The organism is Tolypothrix tenuis PCC 7101, from assembly GCF_963874875.1.
Classification (GTDB): Bacteria; Cyanobacteriota; Cyanobacteriia; order Cyanobacteriales; family Nostocaceae; genus Aulosira; species Aulosira tenue.
In genome coordinates, this window is sequence record NZ_CAWNJS010000001.1 from 1,806,985 (window position 1) to 1,821,679 (window position 14,695).

Genomic DNA, 14,695 nt, shown 5'->3' on the forward strand with positions numbered 1-14,695 from the left:
CTCATCTGTAGAATAACAATAAAGCAAGCTATAGCTTTGAGGAGAAGCTTTGCTATGACTGTAAATATTAATATTCAAGAGGCAGAAGTTACATTTTCTGAACTTCTAAATCGGGTAAGTCAGGGTGAAGAAATTACAATTCTTCAAGATGGCGTTGCGATCGCTCGTTTAGTAACTGTGAATCAAAATCTCCCAAAAAGAATACCAGGAAGCGCTAAAGGTTGAATTACCATTGCTCCGGATTTTGATGATCCCTTACCTGATGATTTACTTGCGAGTTTTGAAGGATGAAAATACTGTTTTGAAAAAAATAAGTAACCTGTTATAAACTTTGTCAGAGGTATAAAAATGAAAACTGAACACGAGCGTCAAGAAATAATCAATGCAATCAACGTACTGTTACATCAAGCTTATGACAGTACGCTAGATGAGATTTACGCACTACTCGAGAAAATTGAAGATCAAGAGGATGAAGAGGATTTAAAAACTGTTAAAGAAGCTAGAGAAGAGATACGCTTACACGGTACATTCTCTTGGGAAAAAATTAAAAAAGAAATTGCCGAAGAGAGAAAACAAGACGTGGCTTAATTGATGACTTACACAGTCGAATTCTCCCCTAGTGCAAGAAAGATTTTTAAAAAATTACCTCAAGACTTGCAAGACCGTATACAACCTAAAATAGATGCTTTAGCCACAGAACCCCGTCCTAGTGGGGTTAAAAAGTTAAAAGGCGAAGAAAATACTTATCGAATTAGAGTTGGCAATTATCGAGTAGTTTATGAAATAGAAGATGATGTATTGTTGGTTACTGTGATTAGAGTGGGTGGTCGCGGGGAGGTTTATAAAGATGAAAGTTGACAGATGAGAAAAATTTAGAGCTATCCCCTACAGTTCGGTAAATTCCTCTAGCTAATAAACTTGATGCTGAACCAACTCGTTCACTGTTACATCGCAGTGCTGCAACCCTTGCTATTGAATATGGTGAATTTTGCGTAGCAGAACGTTTGATTGCGATCGCCCTTGGCGCTGCGCTTCGCGCAATCGCATTATCGCTTACGCCGACCAACTCGAACCAGGAGTTTACAGATGGCATTACTTGGTACGTTCTGTTACTCCCGGTAAATTACTCTGGCTTGGTGCGGAAGCGCTTTGTCAGATATGTGGCAATTACGATAAAATAATACTCACATATAAGGCAATGGCAATGACAACTAACAAGCTACCAAAAAAGAAACATAAAAAAACTCCAATTCCCGAACATCCCTTAGCAAAGCTTGCTGGTAAATTTGAAGGTGAGTTTTGGGAAGATACACTCTTAGAAATTGAGAAATTGCGAGACATAGAAAAAGAAGAAATCAACAGAAGTTCAGATAGTAAATAAGTTGTAGGTTTTAATTTAGTGTATCTGCTCGATACCAGCATTGTTAGTAATTACCTTGATAAAAGACGCAATATTCCACAATTAACAGAGCGTATTTTAAGCACAGATCCCGAACTGATATTTATTAGCATTATTACTGTTGAAGAAATTATACAAGGGGCTTTGGCAACTGTTCAAAGGGTAAGACAAAAACCATCTGTTACGGATGCATATAGATATTTTTCAGAATTATTTTCCGCGTTACATTATTTTCAAATCCTGCCTTATACTATCGAGGCAGAAACTATTTATCAATCTTTGTCTCCAAAAACCAAACGTATTGGCACACAGGATTGTCGCATAGCTGCTATAGCTTGCTCAAAAGGATACATTTTAGTGACAGCAAATGTAGCTGATTTTGAAAAAATAGGGAATCTTCAAATAGAAGATTGGACACAGTAAAAAATTGTAATTTATCGTCGCGCACTTCAGGCGATCGCATGATGGACTAGACCTAGAACTTTAAGTTGATAGGTATAAGTTAAGTATGTTTTGCTATTGATTGGCGCTTTTAAACATGATGCTTATAATTGAGTGGCAGTGAAACAATCACAGCTACTCAGCTTTGGCGATGGAAATTTTTACTATTGGACATTCCAATCACAGCATTGAAGCATTTATGACATTGCTGCAACAGCACGAAATAACAGCTTTAGCGGATGTGCGATCGCATCCCTATAGCCGCTATTTACCACACTTCAGCCAAGCACCACTCAAAGCAGCTTTAGTCAATGCAGGGATTTCTTATGTATTTTTAGGCAAAGAATTGGGAGCAAGACCGAATGATCTAACCTGCTATGTTGATGGTAAGGCTTTGTATGAAAAGATTGCTGCTACTCAACTATTTGCAGATGGCATTCAGCGATTATTAAAAGGAGCAGAAACTTATAAAATTGCACTGATGTGTGCCGAAAAAGACCCAATTACCTGCCATAGAGCAATTCTGATTTGTCAAAAATTACGTAGCTTAGGTTTAAAAATTAACCATATTTTAAGCAATGCTCAGTTAGAAAGTCATGAAGCTTTAGAAGACAGACTTTTAGAATTACATCAACTTCAAGAACCAGAGTTACCGCAACAAATTCAATTGTCTTTATTTGAAACTATTTCTTTTCCTGAACCATCGAAAATGCAGTATTCACGTGCAGAATCGCTGCACAAAGCTTATCATCAACAGGGAGAACAAATCGCCTATGTAGAAAAAACAGAAAAATAAATATGAGTAATTCTATTAATTTATTTACTATTGGTTTTACCCAAAAGACTGCTCAACAGTTTTTTGATACTTTAGTGAAGTCTGGCGTAAAAAGAGTTGTGGATACCCGACTTAATAATATCTCCCAACTGGCAGGATTTACTAAAAGAGGAGATTTAGAATATTTCTTACGCAAAATTGGTGATATCGAATATGTACATATTTTAGATTTGGCACCAACAAAAGATATTTTAGATGATTATAAAAAAAATAAAGGTGATTGGGAAACCTATGAGAATAAGTTTTTAGCATTGATGCGCGATCGCCAAATTGAACAGAAGGTTTCACCACAGCTATTGGATGGTAGCTGTTTGCTTTGCAGCGAAGCCAAGCCTCATCATTGCCATCGCCGCTTAGTAGCTGAATATTTGCGTGACAAATGGGGAAATATAACCATAAGTCACCTATGACAAACTTTTATGGTTCAAATCATCTGCCTTGCCAATTCTAAAAAATATGGCGATCGCTGCATAGCAGGTATTGAAATTGCGACTGGCAAATGGATTCGTCCTTTCTCTAATTTAGAGTATGGGCAAATTCCGCTAAATATGTGTTTAGTGGATGGTGAGGAGCCGAAATTGCTCGATATCTTAGAAATACCTTTAGCTGCTACTAGCTTAGGATATGAATATGAAAATCGAGCGATATTACACGGTAAATGGCAAAAAATTGGTCAAGCTACTGTCAGCGATTTAATTCCTTACTGTGAAGGCGAAATTATTCATCGTCAATGGCTCAATTCTGTACCACTGGATTTCATCCAATCATTACCGTATGAACAACGGCGGACATTACAACTAATTAAAACAACTAAATTTCATCTCTATAACTATCATCATAGTGGCAAATGGGAGGCTGATTTCACAACATCCGGCGGTGAATCAATGCGAGCAAAAATTACAGACTTAAATCTCATCGAGAAGCTGAACACAGGTATTCGTATTACACATGAATGCTTACTTACTCTTAGCCTCAGCCAACCTTGGCGCAAAACCGATTTAGATGAGTTTGCTTGTTGGAAACTAATTGCTGGCGTGATTCAATTATCCAGTTATGATTTGATTCTGTGGGAAATGCAAAGATTAGGCTGGAGTATAGATAAAGGAAGGTCTTACCTCAAACAAACCTACAATAAGCGATCGCGTCAGGAATTGACTAAGACTGAAATCGCTCAATTTTTACATCACCTCAAAAGCCTGAAAGCGTAACAGATAGTATTATCCTTTATATTCTACTTATCGCTAGTATTTGATTTTATTATTGCAATAATTGCTTGTATATCTGGGTTTTTACACCAATTATCCAGAATTCAGCAACAAATGCAAACTCGGGAATCTATACTATTGTTTTAGGATGAACGCCATCAACAATTGTAGTGTCCGAAATAGCAATTGTATTATCAAAAGCAGCAATTGTATTATCGAAAACAGCAATTGTATTATCAAAAGCAGCAATTGTAGTGGCAAAAACAGTAATTGTATTATCAAAAACAGCAATTGTATTATCAAAAGCAGCTATTGTAGTGGCAAAAGCAGCTATTGTAGTATCAAAAGCAGCAATTGTAGTATCAAAAGCAGCAATTGTAGTGGCGAAAGCAGCAATTGTAGTGGCGAAAGCAGCAATTGTAGTGGCGAAAACAGCTATTGCATAGGTATAACCAGCTTTTGGCATCGCTTATACAGTTGTAATATGATGCGTTACTTTTTTGAATTGGCGAATATATCAAGAAGATGGGACACAATCAGAAATTGTAGTTTATTATGACGAAGATTAAGACACCTGAGAGCCAATATTGAGCTTGCATTCCGGCTATGGTATCAAATTCTCGCCATTTCCCCTGGAAAATGAGTAAAATGTTGAATGATTTTATCCAAGAAAATACTTACTTTAAGATGCCTCTTGTATAAATAAGTTGCAAAAAAGGCTTCTGGGGCAATACTGACATGATTTTATCTACTCGTCAGCAATTATGGCAATTGAGATTGGTAATTGTATTAATAATCACTAGTTTTACTACTGCATTGACGAATTCTGCACGCGCTCAAATTACACCAGATAGCTCATTAGGTGCAGAAAGTTCCATAGTTACACCAAATGCTACGATTAAAGGATTACCAACAACCTTAATTGAAGGTGGCGCTACCAGAGGTACAAACCTATTCCAGAGTTTCTTAAAATTTAATGTTGGTGATGGACAACGAGTCTACTTTACTAATCCTGCGGGGATTGAAAACATCTTCACTCGAATTACAGGTAATGAAGCCTCAAATATTCTGGGAACTTTGGGTGTAGATGGTCAAGCAAATCTATTTTTTCTCAATCCCAATGGTATCATTTTTGGTTCAAATGCCCGCTTAGATGTTGCAGGTTCATTTTTGGCGACCACTGCTAATAGTTTTGTGTTTGAAAATGGTTTAAAGTTCAGTGCTACCAATCCTGAAGCTGCGCCACTGCTAACAGTAAGCTTGCGTCCGGGGTTACAATTTGGCGCGAATTCATCTGTAAGTATTAATAATACTGGAAATTTACAATCTGGGCAAGATTTAACTTTAGTAGCTGGTAATCTCGACTTACAAGGTCAATTACAAGTAGGCAGAAATTTAACCCTAGAATCTCAAAATGATATCACAGTCAAAGATATTATCTCTGATAATTCTCTAGGTCTGAGCGGAGATATAGCTATTACGGCATCTGGTAATATTAATGTAGGTAATATCAAAGTTGCTCGTAATTCTAATAATAGTGATTTTAGTAGCATCAGCATAAAGTCTACTGGTGGTTCTGTCTACTTAAATAACTCTAATTTAAATACTAATAATCTTGCTTCCGGCTTTGCAGGCGATATCGCAATTAGTGCGCGCCAAGAAGTAAAAATTGAGAATGGCAGTAAAATATCTACTATAGGTAATCTAGGCAGAATCTTAATTGGAGCCTCAGAATATGTAGATTTTTCTCCTCAAAAAATCACGATTACCAACTCTCAAATCAATAATAGTAATTTTTCGACTAGTAATGATGCAGGCAATATCATAGTTAAATCTCTAGGAGATTTATTGATAACTAACAGTACTCTGGAAACATTAACTAATAGTTCAGGAAAGGGAGGAAACATTAATGTCGAGGCTGGTTCAGTATCTCTAATTAATAAAAGTTCTCTATTTGCTAATACTCTGGGAAATGGCAAAGCTGGAAGTGTCACTGTAAATGCAACTGGTGGTACAGTCTCATTATCAGACAGTAGTATTAATACAGGTAGCAATAAACTGGCAGTAGATATCCAAAATTTAACTGAACAAATAGGCGGTGGTGGCGGTGATATCAATATCAATACTGCTTCTTTATATTTAACAAAAAGTTCTTTTTTAAATGCTAGTAGTTTGGGTGCCGGAGATAGTGGAAATGTTTCTATTACGGCAGAAAAAACAGTATCTTTTACAGAAAATTCTATTTTAAATGCCAGAACTTATGTGCGGGGAAATGCAGGTAATATCAATATCAAGGCACAGGAACTTTCTTTTAGTAAAGAATCGCTGATTCAAGCCACAACTTTTGGCAGTGGTAACGCAGGTAATCTGAATACAATCACGCAATCATTTTCTTTAAGTGATACATCCAGAATAGAAGCCCAGACTTTTGGCAGTGGTCATGCTGGTAATATCAATATTAAAACTCAATCTCTTTCCCTAACAGAGGGAGGAAAAATCAATGCGGAAACCTTTGATAGTGGCAACGGTGGGAATATTATTATTAATCCTCTCAACGATGAAAACCAAGCTACGGCTGCTGTGACAATATCTGGTTCAGCACCTTTGCTCGGAATTTCTAGTGGCTTATCTGTGAATACGGAAAGCGAAAAATCAGATGCTGGGGCTGGTGGTAATATCACTATTAAAACTGGAACATTAAATATCAGTGATGGCGGAGTTTTAAGCGCTCCTTCTAAAAGTAGCGGCAGAGGTGGAAATATCAATATTAATGTGAACAATCTTAATCTGACAAGCGGTGGACAAATTACCACCAATGCTTATAGAAGCGGACAAGCAGGTAGTGTCAAAATTAATGCGACTGATAATATTATCATTGCTGGACAAGATTATCAATATGAGCAAAGACTGAATGCGCTGAAAAATAGACTTGATATCTTGAAAGCTATCTATGATGTTTTTTTAGTTGACAATAACCAAGGAACTCAACAGATATTAGAACCAATTAGTAATTTAATTAATAAATTGACTGCATTACTAGCTGATCCTAATTCTGCTGAAATACTTAATGAACTAAAAGAAAAATTTGAGCTATTTAAAAATAGCTACGATTTTAGTCTAATTGCAAATAACCCAGAACTGAAAAGCATATTTGAACCTATTAGTAATTTAATTGATGACTTTAATGGATTGCAGCAAATTCTGATTGCGGCGCAAGACTTTACTTTTGTGCAAAAACTTAATGAACTAAAACAGCAAATTAATCAACTTCAATATGCCTATAGTTTTGTTTTACCGCAAACTGATGGCGAACTGAAGCGCATACTTGGTTCTATTAATCAATACAGTGGACTATTCGCCAATACAGAAGCAAATTCTACTGGCAACGGCGGTACAATCAACATTGACCCCAAGCAAGTCACCATTAAAGATACTGCGAGAATCTCTGTAGATAGCCAGGGTACGGGTGTAGCTGGTAATATTAGCATTACCGCTAATCGGCTAACTCTGGATAATCAAGCCGCAATTACAGCCGATACAAATAGCGGTCAAGGCGGTAGTATAAACCTCAACTTGCAAGATTTACTGCTGTTTCGCCGCCAGAGTGTAGTATCTACTACCGCAGGAAGACAAGGTGCGGGTGGTGATGGAGGTGCGATCGCCATTAATCTAGATAATAATCAAGGCTTTATCGTCTCCCCTGCTTCAGAAAATAATGATATCGCTGCCAACGCTTTCTCTGGTAGCGGCGGTACTATCGAAATCAACGCTAAAGGAGTGATTGGATTAGCAACTCTCACTCGACAAGAACTTGAGCAGAAATTAGGTACAACCGACCCAGAGAAACTTAACCCGCAATTTTTAGCCAGCAACGATATTACAGCCATTTCCCAAACTAATCCGCAGTTAAACGGTATAGTCAGCATCAGTTCTCCAGATATTGACCCTAGTAAAGGAATTGTTTCCCTACCCACAAATGCTTCTGACCCCTCCCAGCAAATTGCTCAAAGCTGTGGCGCTGTCAATCAGAAAGCAGGTAGTGCATTTACTGATATAGGACGTGGTGGTTTACCTCCCAAACCAGACGAACTTCTCAGTAGCGATACTGTGTGGGAAGATATTCGCCTGAGGAATAGTACGACAGAGAGGGGAAATACAACTCAGGCTACAATCAACCCAGTTAAACCAAAGTCGGTATTAATTATGCCTGCAACTGGTTGGGTATTTAACAACAAAGGCGAAGTAACGCTGATATCTCATACACCTCAATCTTCTGCTTCCTGGTTGAATTCTTCTAGCTGCGCTGTTAAAAGTCAATGAATGAAAGAAGACTTGTCGGTTAAAGGGTAAAGGGAAAAGGAAAAAGGGGAAAGGAAAAGAGAAATTCAAAACCTTTAACCCAGTCCCCAATCCCCAGTCCCCAGTCCCCCCAATCCGCTAAAATATAACTTCCGCCGGTCAGCGTTGTTGTTCGGTGAGATTTGTTCTACACCTGGCTAGGCCGGAAAGGAATCGCTATGTCGTGGATAGAATTAAGCCTCGACACCACCAATGAGGCGGCTGATTGGGTTTGTACGCTACTAGCTAAAAATAACTATACTGATGAAATTCAGATTACAAAATATAGTGAACCAGATATAAATGCATCTCCTGCATGGGATTTAAGCATTAACTTGTACTTACCTAATGATGTTTATGCAAATAGCCGTAGTACAGAAATTGCCAATTTGCTTTCATCATTAGAACGCACAGGACTTTCTACTGCTCTGCAGATGGCTGTAGTGGAAGAAAAACCAGTAAAATCAGAGCTAGCAAATCCCCTGATACGGCGAATTGGGGAAAGATTTGTGGTTATCTCAGCTGATACATCATATAGTTCGGAATCAACTGAGGAAATCACCTTAAGACTTAAACCTAGTTTGGCTTTTGGTAGTGGTTTACATCCTGCAACCATACTCAGCCTGAAACTATTGGAACGTTATATTACCCCAGCCATGAACGTGCTGGATTTAGGTTCGGGTTCTGGTATTTTGAGTGTGGCGATCGCAAAACTGGGCGCAAATGTTTTAGCTTTAGATAATGACACAATTGCTGTAGAAGCAACTCAAGATGCTGTATTGCGTAATGGTGTAGAACAGCAAGTTACAGTCACAGAAGGTAGCCTGGGATGTGGTAGCGAGTTAGGACATTGGTTAGGTGGAGATTCTATTAACAATGTCCCGACAGTGGAAGCAAAAGCGGAATTTGACCTGATTGTGGCAAATATCCCAGCAAGAATGCATATTGCTTTGGCTACTGATTATCAACAAGCGCTGCGTTCATCAGGATTAGTCATATTAGCTGGTTTTACCAGCGATTATGAGGAAGATTTGGCGGTAGCATTCACAAATGCAAAATTTGAATATGTTGATTGTGAACGCCAAGATGAATGGCTGGCTTTGGCTTATCGATTGAAATAAATTCGTAGCTAGCTGCGAAGCAATTAAAAGGTGCGTTGGGCTATAGTTAGCACAATCTCTTCAAACCCTCTTGACTTCGTGTTCTTTGTGCCTTCGTGCTTAATTAATGGCTTTTAGCAATTAAAAGGTGCGTTGTCGCGCAGCGCAACGCACCCTACGTTTACAAACTAGCGACGGATTCACCGACTAGCTTGGATATATAAGGTAAAATTGCTCTGCTTCTAGCGTTAGCTTTGCCTTCAGTAAATACTACCAACAGGTAGGGACGGCGTTCGGGGATTTCGATATATGCTGCATCATGGCGCACTTGGCTTGTCCAGCCGGCTTTTGACCAAAGTTGAGCATCTTGGGGAATTCCACCGCCTAAAAATCCTGTAACTTGGTCTTCATCAACATCGGTGGGTAAATCTTCGGGTTTGAGGCTGCGTTTTAATAAAGCCATCATTGCTTGCGATCGCACGCTGGAAACTGCGACTCCGCCGACGATACTATGTAATAATCGGGCGATCGCATTGGTGGTTAGCATATTCCGATTTTCTAGCATTTCTCCATAAAATGCCCTTTCTCTACCATAAGGGCCATCACCCCAGGTTTTTTGGCAGACGTTAATTGTCTCCATGTCTTCCCAGCCTAAAGATTGATAATAGCGGTTGACAAAATTACGCTGGGTTTTCCAAGTTTCAAAGGGGCCGGGGGGTAATTCTGGGCCGGAAGTTGTGCCAGTTAAAACATCTACAACTAAGCTGGTAGCATCATTACTGGAATCAACAATCATATCGCGCATGGCTTTTTCCAAATCCTTGGAAGTTTGCACCATGCCTTTTTCTAACCATTCTTGCACCGCTACTAAGTAAAACAATTTCACCACACTAGCTGGGTAAATGCGCTCTACTCCCCGATACGTAAAACCACGTACACTATGGTTCCAAAAAGCATCGGGAGTTAACGCCCCACCAGTATTTACGAGAACTGGGGGATCGTAGACAATCCAAGTCAAAGCAATTTGGTTTCGCGCTAAGGTGGGAAATGCTGCCCAAGTTGCTTCTAAAATACTTAATCCGAGATTTTCGAGTTGTTCGTCTTTTCGGAAGAAAACCATATTTAGTTATTAACCTTAGAGAATGGTCATTAATTTAAAATCTCCAATCCAAAATCTCAACGCGGCTGAGTACAATTGTCTGGCTGACCTCAACTTATATGATTCTCCTGAATGTAAGCGCTTGGCGACTCAAGCCGCAGCTGGACGACATCTGCGGGTAACATCAAATCATCAGGATGCCGCTGTTGAAGTTTGTTTATGTGAAGATGACTATCCAGGGTGGGTATCCCTTAGTGATTTGGATTTATTACAACCTGCTACTTTACCTTATCGGGCAGCAAAATGGACGGAAGCAGAAATTAAAAAACTGCTACCAGGGGCGATCGCTTTTACGCACCAAGCTATGCAACAATCAAATTATTACCTTTGGGGCGGTACGGTAGGGCCGAATTATGATTGTTCGGGGTTGATGCAAGCGGCTTTTGTGTCTGTAGGAATATGGTTACCGCGCGATGCGTACCAGCAAGAAGCTTTTACCCAAGCAATTACCATTGCAGAATTAGCACCCGGAGATTTGATATTTTTTGGCACTCCCCAAAAAGCAACTCATGTGGGACTTTATTTAGGAGATGGCCGCTATATCCACAGTTCCGGGAAAGACCAAGGACGCAATGGTATTGGCATTGACCAATTATCGGAACAGGGAGATGCTGTTAGTCGGTCATATTATCAACAACTACGCGGTGCTGGCAGAGTTGTCAAGAGTTATGAACCACAGGGACGCTGAGGATAGGGAAAAAATATGACGACTGGCTGGGTTTCAGAGAGAACAGAAGGGGAAAATGGCACAAGCTTGGCGATTATCCCTGAGATTTCGGTAGTAGTGCCAGTACGTGATGAAGTGGAAAGTTTGCCATTATTATTAGAGGCGATCGCATCTGCTGTCAGTGACAATCAGTTAACCTATGAAATTATCTGTGTCGATGATGGTTCAACTGATGGTTCCGCCGAATTACTTAAGGAACTAGCACAAACCCGCAATGATTTAAAAGCAGTGATTCTGCGGCGTAACTACGGACAAACTGCGGCGATGGCGGCGGGGTTTAACTATGCTTTGGGTAAGGTGATTGTCACTTTAGATGCTGATTTGCAAAATGACCCAGCTGACATACCCATATTATTAGCCAAGTTAGAAGAAGGTTACGATTTGGTGAGTGGTTGGCGACATAAACGCCAAGATGCGGCTTTATCGCGGTTACTTCCTTCTAAAATTGCCAACTGGCTAATTGGTAGCATTACAGGCGTAAAATTACATGACTATGGCTGTTCTCTCAAAGCTTATCGTGCTGAAGTTTTGGCAGATATGAATCTTTATGGAGAACTGCATCGCTTTTTACCCGCCTTAGCTTACATCGAAGGCGCAAGAATTACCGAAATACCTGTCCGCCATCATCCCCGCCGCTTTGGTCGCAGTAAGTATGGATTATCGCGGACTTTCCGCGTCATGATGGATTTGTTAACAATATCTTTTATGAAAAAGTTCCTCACCAAACCTATGCATGTTTTTGGTTTGTTGGGGTTATTATCAATGGTTTTAGGGTCAATTCTGGGGATTTACTTGACTTTTATTAAATTAGCTTGGGGTGAGATGATTGGTAATCGCCCATTGCTAATTTTAGCGGTGCTGTTATTAGTAACAGGGGTACAATTATTTTCTTTTGGTTTATTAGCAGAATTGTTGATGCGTACCTACCACGAATCCCAAGGTAGACCAATATATCGAGTGCGGGAAGTCATAGCAAAAAATGTTAACTAACGTAACAATAAAAGAAAAACGAATTTAATCTTCACTTTCTAAAATTTGCTTTGCTTGTAAAAGTTGCTGCTGATATTCTTCACTCAAAGTAGGATATTTAAGATTAAGCTCTTTTAATTTAGTGCAGATAATATCAGCAACAGTCAGACGTGTAAACCATTTGTGAACGGCAGGAATAATATACCAAGGTGCCCATTCAGTACTAGTATTTTGGAAAACATCTTCATAAGCACTCATATAATCATCCCAAAAAGCTCTTTCTCGCACATCATTAGCAGAAAACTTCCAATTTTTTTCTGGTGATTCAATTCGAGCTAAAAATCTTTTTTTCTGTTCTGATTTAGAGACATTCAAAAAGAATTTGAGAATAATAATGCCATTATTTACTAAATACTTTTCAAAATTATTAATCTCTTCAAAACGCTGCTTCCATATATTATTTCCTTCAGGAAACTGTGGAAGTTGCTGTTTTTTGAGAATTTCCGGATGAACACGTACTACTAGTACTTCTTCATAGTATGAACGGTTAAATATTCCAATCCTACCCCGTTCAGGTAAAGCCCTCATTGACCGCCAAAGGTAGTCATGGTCTAATTCTTCAGCACTTGGTGACTTAAAACTAAAAACTTGACAACCTTGGGGATTAACCCCCGACATAACGTGTTTTATTGTGCTGTCTTTACCAGCAGCATCCATTGCTTGAAAAATAATTAGCAATGCATAGGTGTTTTGAGCGTAGAGAACATCTTGGTAATAAGCTAATCGTTGAATATCTGCCTCTAATTTACCTTCAGCATCAGCTTTTTGCTGGTAATTTCCTGTAAACCCTGGGTCATATTGCTTATTTAAAGAAACTTTTGAGCCTGGTTTAACAATAAAAGCATCATGATTCATAGGTTTTAGACTGACTGAATTTCAGCAGTAGCATATACACAACGACACAACACCAATAGATACAGTTAATTTTAAATCATGGGGTAGACAATACTGCGATCGCAGTATTCTCCAAGCAATAAGTCAGCTTAAAACCTAACTTTCGCACAACACTGAGGTAAGCAATAAATGTAGCAATAATCACAGTAAATATTAATAATTGTATCTACTGAAAGACCATAAAATATCCAAAGTACTCAGTGATATTGAACATAAATCAATATCTAATCTTGCTGTTCCCCTGCAACCTTTAGTGGTTGTAGGGGTTTATTTAAGTTTTGACTGCTGCTGAATCGCTCCAGTAGAAAGCTGAGATAATACAAATGATTTATTTAATATCACACAAAGAATTAGCAATTATCTCTACCTAAAGACTAAGCTGATAGGCACATAGATCAAATATTTTTCGTTAGGTTTGTCCAATGTTAAAAGTTATAAGTAAGGCAATACTATTCGGTTAAACATTTTGAACTCAAAATTGGTTTTGGGGAAAAGGTTAAAGGTTAAGGGTTAAAGGTTTTTTCTTTCCCTTTTCCCATTCACCTTTTTCCCTTTAACCGACAAGTATTGATAAGTAATGCACCGCCGCGTGTATGGTGTATTAGACGCTAGGATAGTTATTTCTTGACAAATTATATTTAAATTCTAAATGGATAAAGCCCAGTTAAGCTCCCATACCAGAATAGCGTTTTAAACCCATACGCCACAGCCAGCGATTTAAAACTAAAAATATTAATGTCCAACCTACCAGTGCTAGAAAACCACGCCCAAAGTCAACAGGTAGCCCAATCAAAATACTAGCAGGAAAATCAATTAAATAGGGAAATGGTGTTAACATCACGATTGCTCTTACAGAGTCAGGAAATACTTCTAAAGGTGCAATCATGCCTGATAAAAATAGATAAAATAACATCCAAAGGTTTTCTAATGCAGTCGCTCTTTCTGTCCAAAAAGCGAACATTGCAAATGTATATTGAATTGTAAATCTCAATATAAAAGCTATTAATACTGATAGAACAAACAATAATACACTACCCAATCTCGGCACCCAAAAAGCTTGGGGATAAAGAATAAAAAATAAAGCTACTAAAATAAATGCAAACTGTAGGCGTGCCAATCTATCAGAAACATGAATGGCAACATGATGCCATACGGGGTCAATAGGTTGTAATAATCTAGGAGAAAGCTTCCCTTCTACTACTTCCTTTTCAAAATCCCAAATTACCCAAACAGCAGTAAATTGCCTAATAATAAAAACTACTAAAAAATAACGAGCAAAATCTACAGGTGTCAAATTAAAACGTCCACCCTGGGCTGCTTGTATCCAGATACCCATAAAAATAATAGGTAACGAACCAGACAACACCCATAAAATCATTTCTGCTCGGTATTCAAGTATGTAAGCATAGTAGACTGCAAGTAAAGTTAGAGCTTTCCTAATAATTCGCTTCATTGCTATTTGGTGTTGGGCTTTGATAATTATTGGCAGATTATTTACAGCAGTTTGCAATCAAATTAAGTACATAAATAGAGAATTAAATATAAAAACTCTTCTACCTTTAAACACA

General features: G+C 38.5%; 16 protein-coding genes. 13 read left to right on the top strand and 3 right to left on the bottom strand.

Annotated elements, in window-relative coordinates; translation table 11 throughout:
• Positions 1–54: 54 nt before the first annotated feature.
• The 11 genes from AACU25_RS07375 (at position 55) to AACU25_RS07425 (ending at position 9,339) form a co-directional block, all read left to right on the top strand.
• Positions 55–225, top strand: coding sequence for a type II toxin-antitoxin system Phd/YefM family antitoxin (locus tag AACU25_RS07375; RefSeq protein ID WP_199347169.1), 171 nt, complete (start codon positions 55–57; stop codon positions 223–225).
• 123 nt (positions 226–348) lie between these two features.
• Positions 349–588: a hypothetical protein gene (locus AACU25_RS07380; protein ID WP_096574573.1), complete on the top strand. Its 240-nt coding sequence runs from the start codon at positions 349–351 to the stop codon at positions 586–588.
• A gap of 3 nt (positions 589–591) precedes the next feature.
• The gene (locus AACU25_RS07385; RefSeq protein WP_096574574.1) at positions 592–858 is read left to right on the top strand and encodes a type II toxin-antitoxin system RelE family toxin; all 267 of its coding nucleotides are present in this window, start codon (positions 592–594) and stop codon (positions 856–858) included.
• A gap of 130 nt (positions 859–988) precedes the next feature.
• Complete coding sequence (locus AACU25_RS07390) at positions 989–1,381, top strand: hypothetical protein (protein WP_190445622.1); 393 nt, start codon at positions 989–991, stop codon at positions 1,379–1,381.
• Positions 1,382–1,399: 18 nt separating this feature from the next.
• On the top strand, positions 1,400–1,822 hold the full coding sequence (locus AACU25_RS07395) for a type II toxin-antitoxin system VapC family toxin (protein WP_096574576.1): 423 nt from the start codon (positions 1,400–1,402) through the stop codon (positions 1,820–1,822).
• 169 nt (positions 1,823–1,991) lie between these two features.
• Positions 1,992–2,636 (top strand): DUF488 domain-containing protein, encoded by a 645-nt coding sequence (locus tag AACU25_RS07400; protein ID WP_096574577.1) that lies wholly within the window; start codon positions 1,992–1,994, stop codon positions 2,634–2,636.
• 2 nt (positions 2,637–2,638) lie between these two features.
• Complete coding sequence (locus AACU25_RS07405; protein WP_096574578.1) at positions 2,639–3,085, top strand: DUF488 domain-containing protein; 447 nt, start codon at positions 2,639–2,641, stop codon at positions 3,083–3,085.
• Positions 3,086–3,094: 9 nt separating this feature from the next.
• Positions 3,095–3,883: a dual OB domain-containing protein gene (locus tag AACU25_RS07410; protein WP_096574579.1), complete on the top strand. Its 789-nt coding sequence runs from the start codon at positions 3,095–3,097 to the stop codon at positions 3,881–3,883.
• A 167-nt stretch (positions 3,884–4,050) separates the two neighbouring features.
• Positions 4,051–4,326, top strand: a complete 276-nt coding sequence (locus tag AACU25_RS07415) for a hypothetical protein (protein WP_190445612.1) — start codon at positions 4,051–4,053, stop codon at positions 4,324–4,326.
• Positions 4,327–4,618: 292 nt separating this feature from the next.
• A complete protein-coding gene (locus AACU25_RS07420; protein WP_096574581.1) occupies positions 4,619–8,200 on the top strand; it encodes a two-partner secretion domain-containing protein in 3,582 nt (1,193 codons plus the stop codon).
• 197 nt (positions 8,201–8,397) lie between these two features.
• Positions 8,398–9,339: a 50S ribosomal protein L11 methyltransferase gene (locus AACU25_RS07425; RefSeq protein ID WP_096574582.1), complete on the top strand. Its 942-nt coding sequence runs from the start codon at positions 8,398–8,400 to the stop codon at positions 9,337–9,339.
• Between the two features lie 160 nt (positions 9,340–9,499).
• Here AACU25_RS07425 and AACU25_RS07430 read toward each other — a convergent pair whose 3' ends face one another.
• A complete protein-coding gene (locus AACU25_RS07430) occupies positions 9,500–10,438 on the bottom strand; it encodes a serine hydrolase (protein WP_096574583.1) in 939 nt (312 codons plus the stop codon).
• A 22-nt stretch (positions 10,439–10,460) separates the two neighbouring features.
• Between AACU25_RS07430 and AACU25_RS07435 the strand changes: the two genes are divergently transcribed.
• Positions 10,461–11,165, top strand: a complete 705-nt coding sequence (locus tag AACU25_RS07435; protein WP_096574584.1) for a C40 family peptidase — start codon at positions 10,461–10,463, stop codon at positions 11,163–11,165.
• A 15-nt stretch (positions 11,166–11,180) separates the two neighbouring features.
• The gene (locus AACU25_RS07440) at positions 11,181–12,194 is read left to right on the top strand and encodes a glycosyltransferase family 2 protein (protein WP_096574585.1); all 1,014 of its coding nucleotides are present in this window, start codon (positions 11,181–11,183) and stop codon (positions 12,192–12,194) included.
• A gap of 24 nt (positions 12,195–12,218) precedes the next feature.
• Here the strand turns inward: AACU25_RS07440 and AACU25_RS07445 are convergent, their stop codons facing one another.
• Positions 12,219–13,088: a polyphosphate kinase 2 family protein gene (locus tag AACU25_RS07445; protein ID WP_096574586.1), complete on the bottom strand. Its 870-nt coding sequence runs from the start codon at positions 13,086–13,088 to the stop codon at positions 12,219–12,221.
• A gap of 703 nt (positions 13,089–13,791) precedes the next feature.
• Positions 13,792–14,580: an ABC transporter permease gene (locus tag AACU25_RS07450; protein WP_096574587.1), complete on the bottom strand. Its 789-nt coding sequence runs from the start codon at positions 14,578–14,580 to the stop codon at positions 13,792–13,794.
• Between the last annotated feature and the right edge of the window lie 115 nt (positions 14,581–14,695).

Coding starts and splice junctions, on each gene's coding strand:
- AACU25_RS07450 (WP_096574587.1), bottom strand. CDS start 14,580: ATGAAGCGAATTATTAGGAAAGCTCTAACTTTACTTGCAGTCTACTAT.
- AACU25_RS07385 (WP_096574574.1), top strand. CDS start 592: ATGACTTACACAGTCGAATTCTCCCCTAGTGCAAGAAAGATTTTTAAA.
- AACU25_RS07410 (WP_096574579.1), top strand. CDS start 3,095: ATGGTTCAAATCATCTGCCTTGCCAATTCTAAAAAATATGGCGATCGC.
- AACU25_RS07445 (WP_096574586.1), bottom strand. CDS start 13,088: ATGAATCATGATGCTTTTATTGTTAAACCAGGCTCAAAAGTTTCTTTA.
- AACU25_RS07425 (WP_096574582.1), top strand. CDS start 8,398: ATGTCGTGGATAGAATTAAGCCTCGACACCACCAATGAGGCGGCTGAT.
- AACU25_RS07440 (WP_096574585.1), top strand. CDS start 11,181: ATGACGACTGGCTGGGTTTCAGAGAGAACAGAAGGGGAAAATGGCACA.
- AACU25_RS07430 (WP_096574583.1), bottom strand. CDS start 10,438: ATGGTTTTCTTCCGAAAAGACGAACAACTCGAAAATCTCGGATTAAGT.
- AACU25_RS07435 (WP_096574584.1), top strand. CDS start 10,461: ATGGTCATTAATTTAAAATCTCCAATCCAAAATCTCAACGCGGCTGAG.
- AACU25_RS07380 (WP_096574573.1), top strand. CDS start 349: ATGAAAACTGAACACGAGCGTCAAGAAATAATCAATGCAATCAACGTA.
- AACU25_RS07400 (WP_096574577.1), top strand. CDS start 1,992: ATGGAAATTTTTACTATTGGACATTCCAATCACAGCATTGAAGCATTT.
- AACU25_RS07420 (WP_096574581.1), top strand. CDS start 4,619: ATGATTTTATCTACTCGTCAGCAATTATGGCAATTGAGATTGGTAATT.
- AACU25_RS07405 (WP_096574578.1), top strand. CDS start 2,639: ATGAGTAATTCTATTAATTTATTTACTATTGGTTTTACCCAAAAGACT.
- AACU25_RS07375 (WP_199347169.1), top strand. CDS start 55: ATGACTGTAAATATTAATATTCAAGAGGCAGAAGTTACATTTTCTGAA.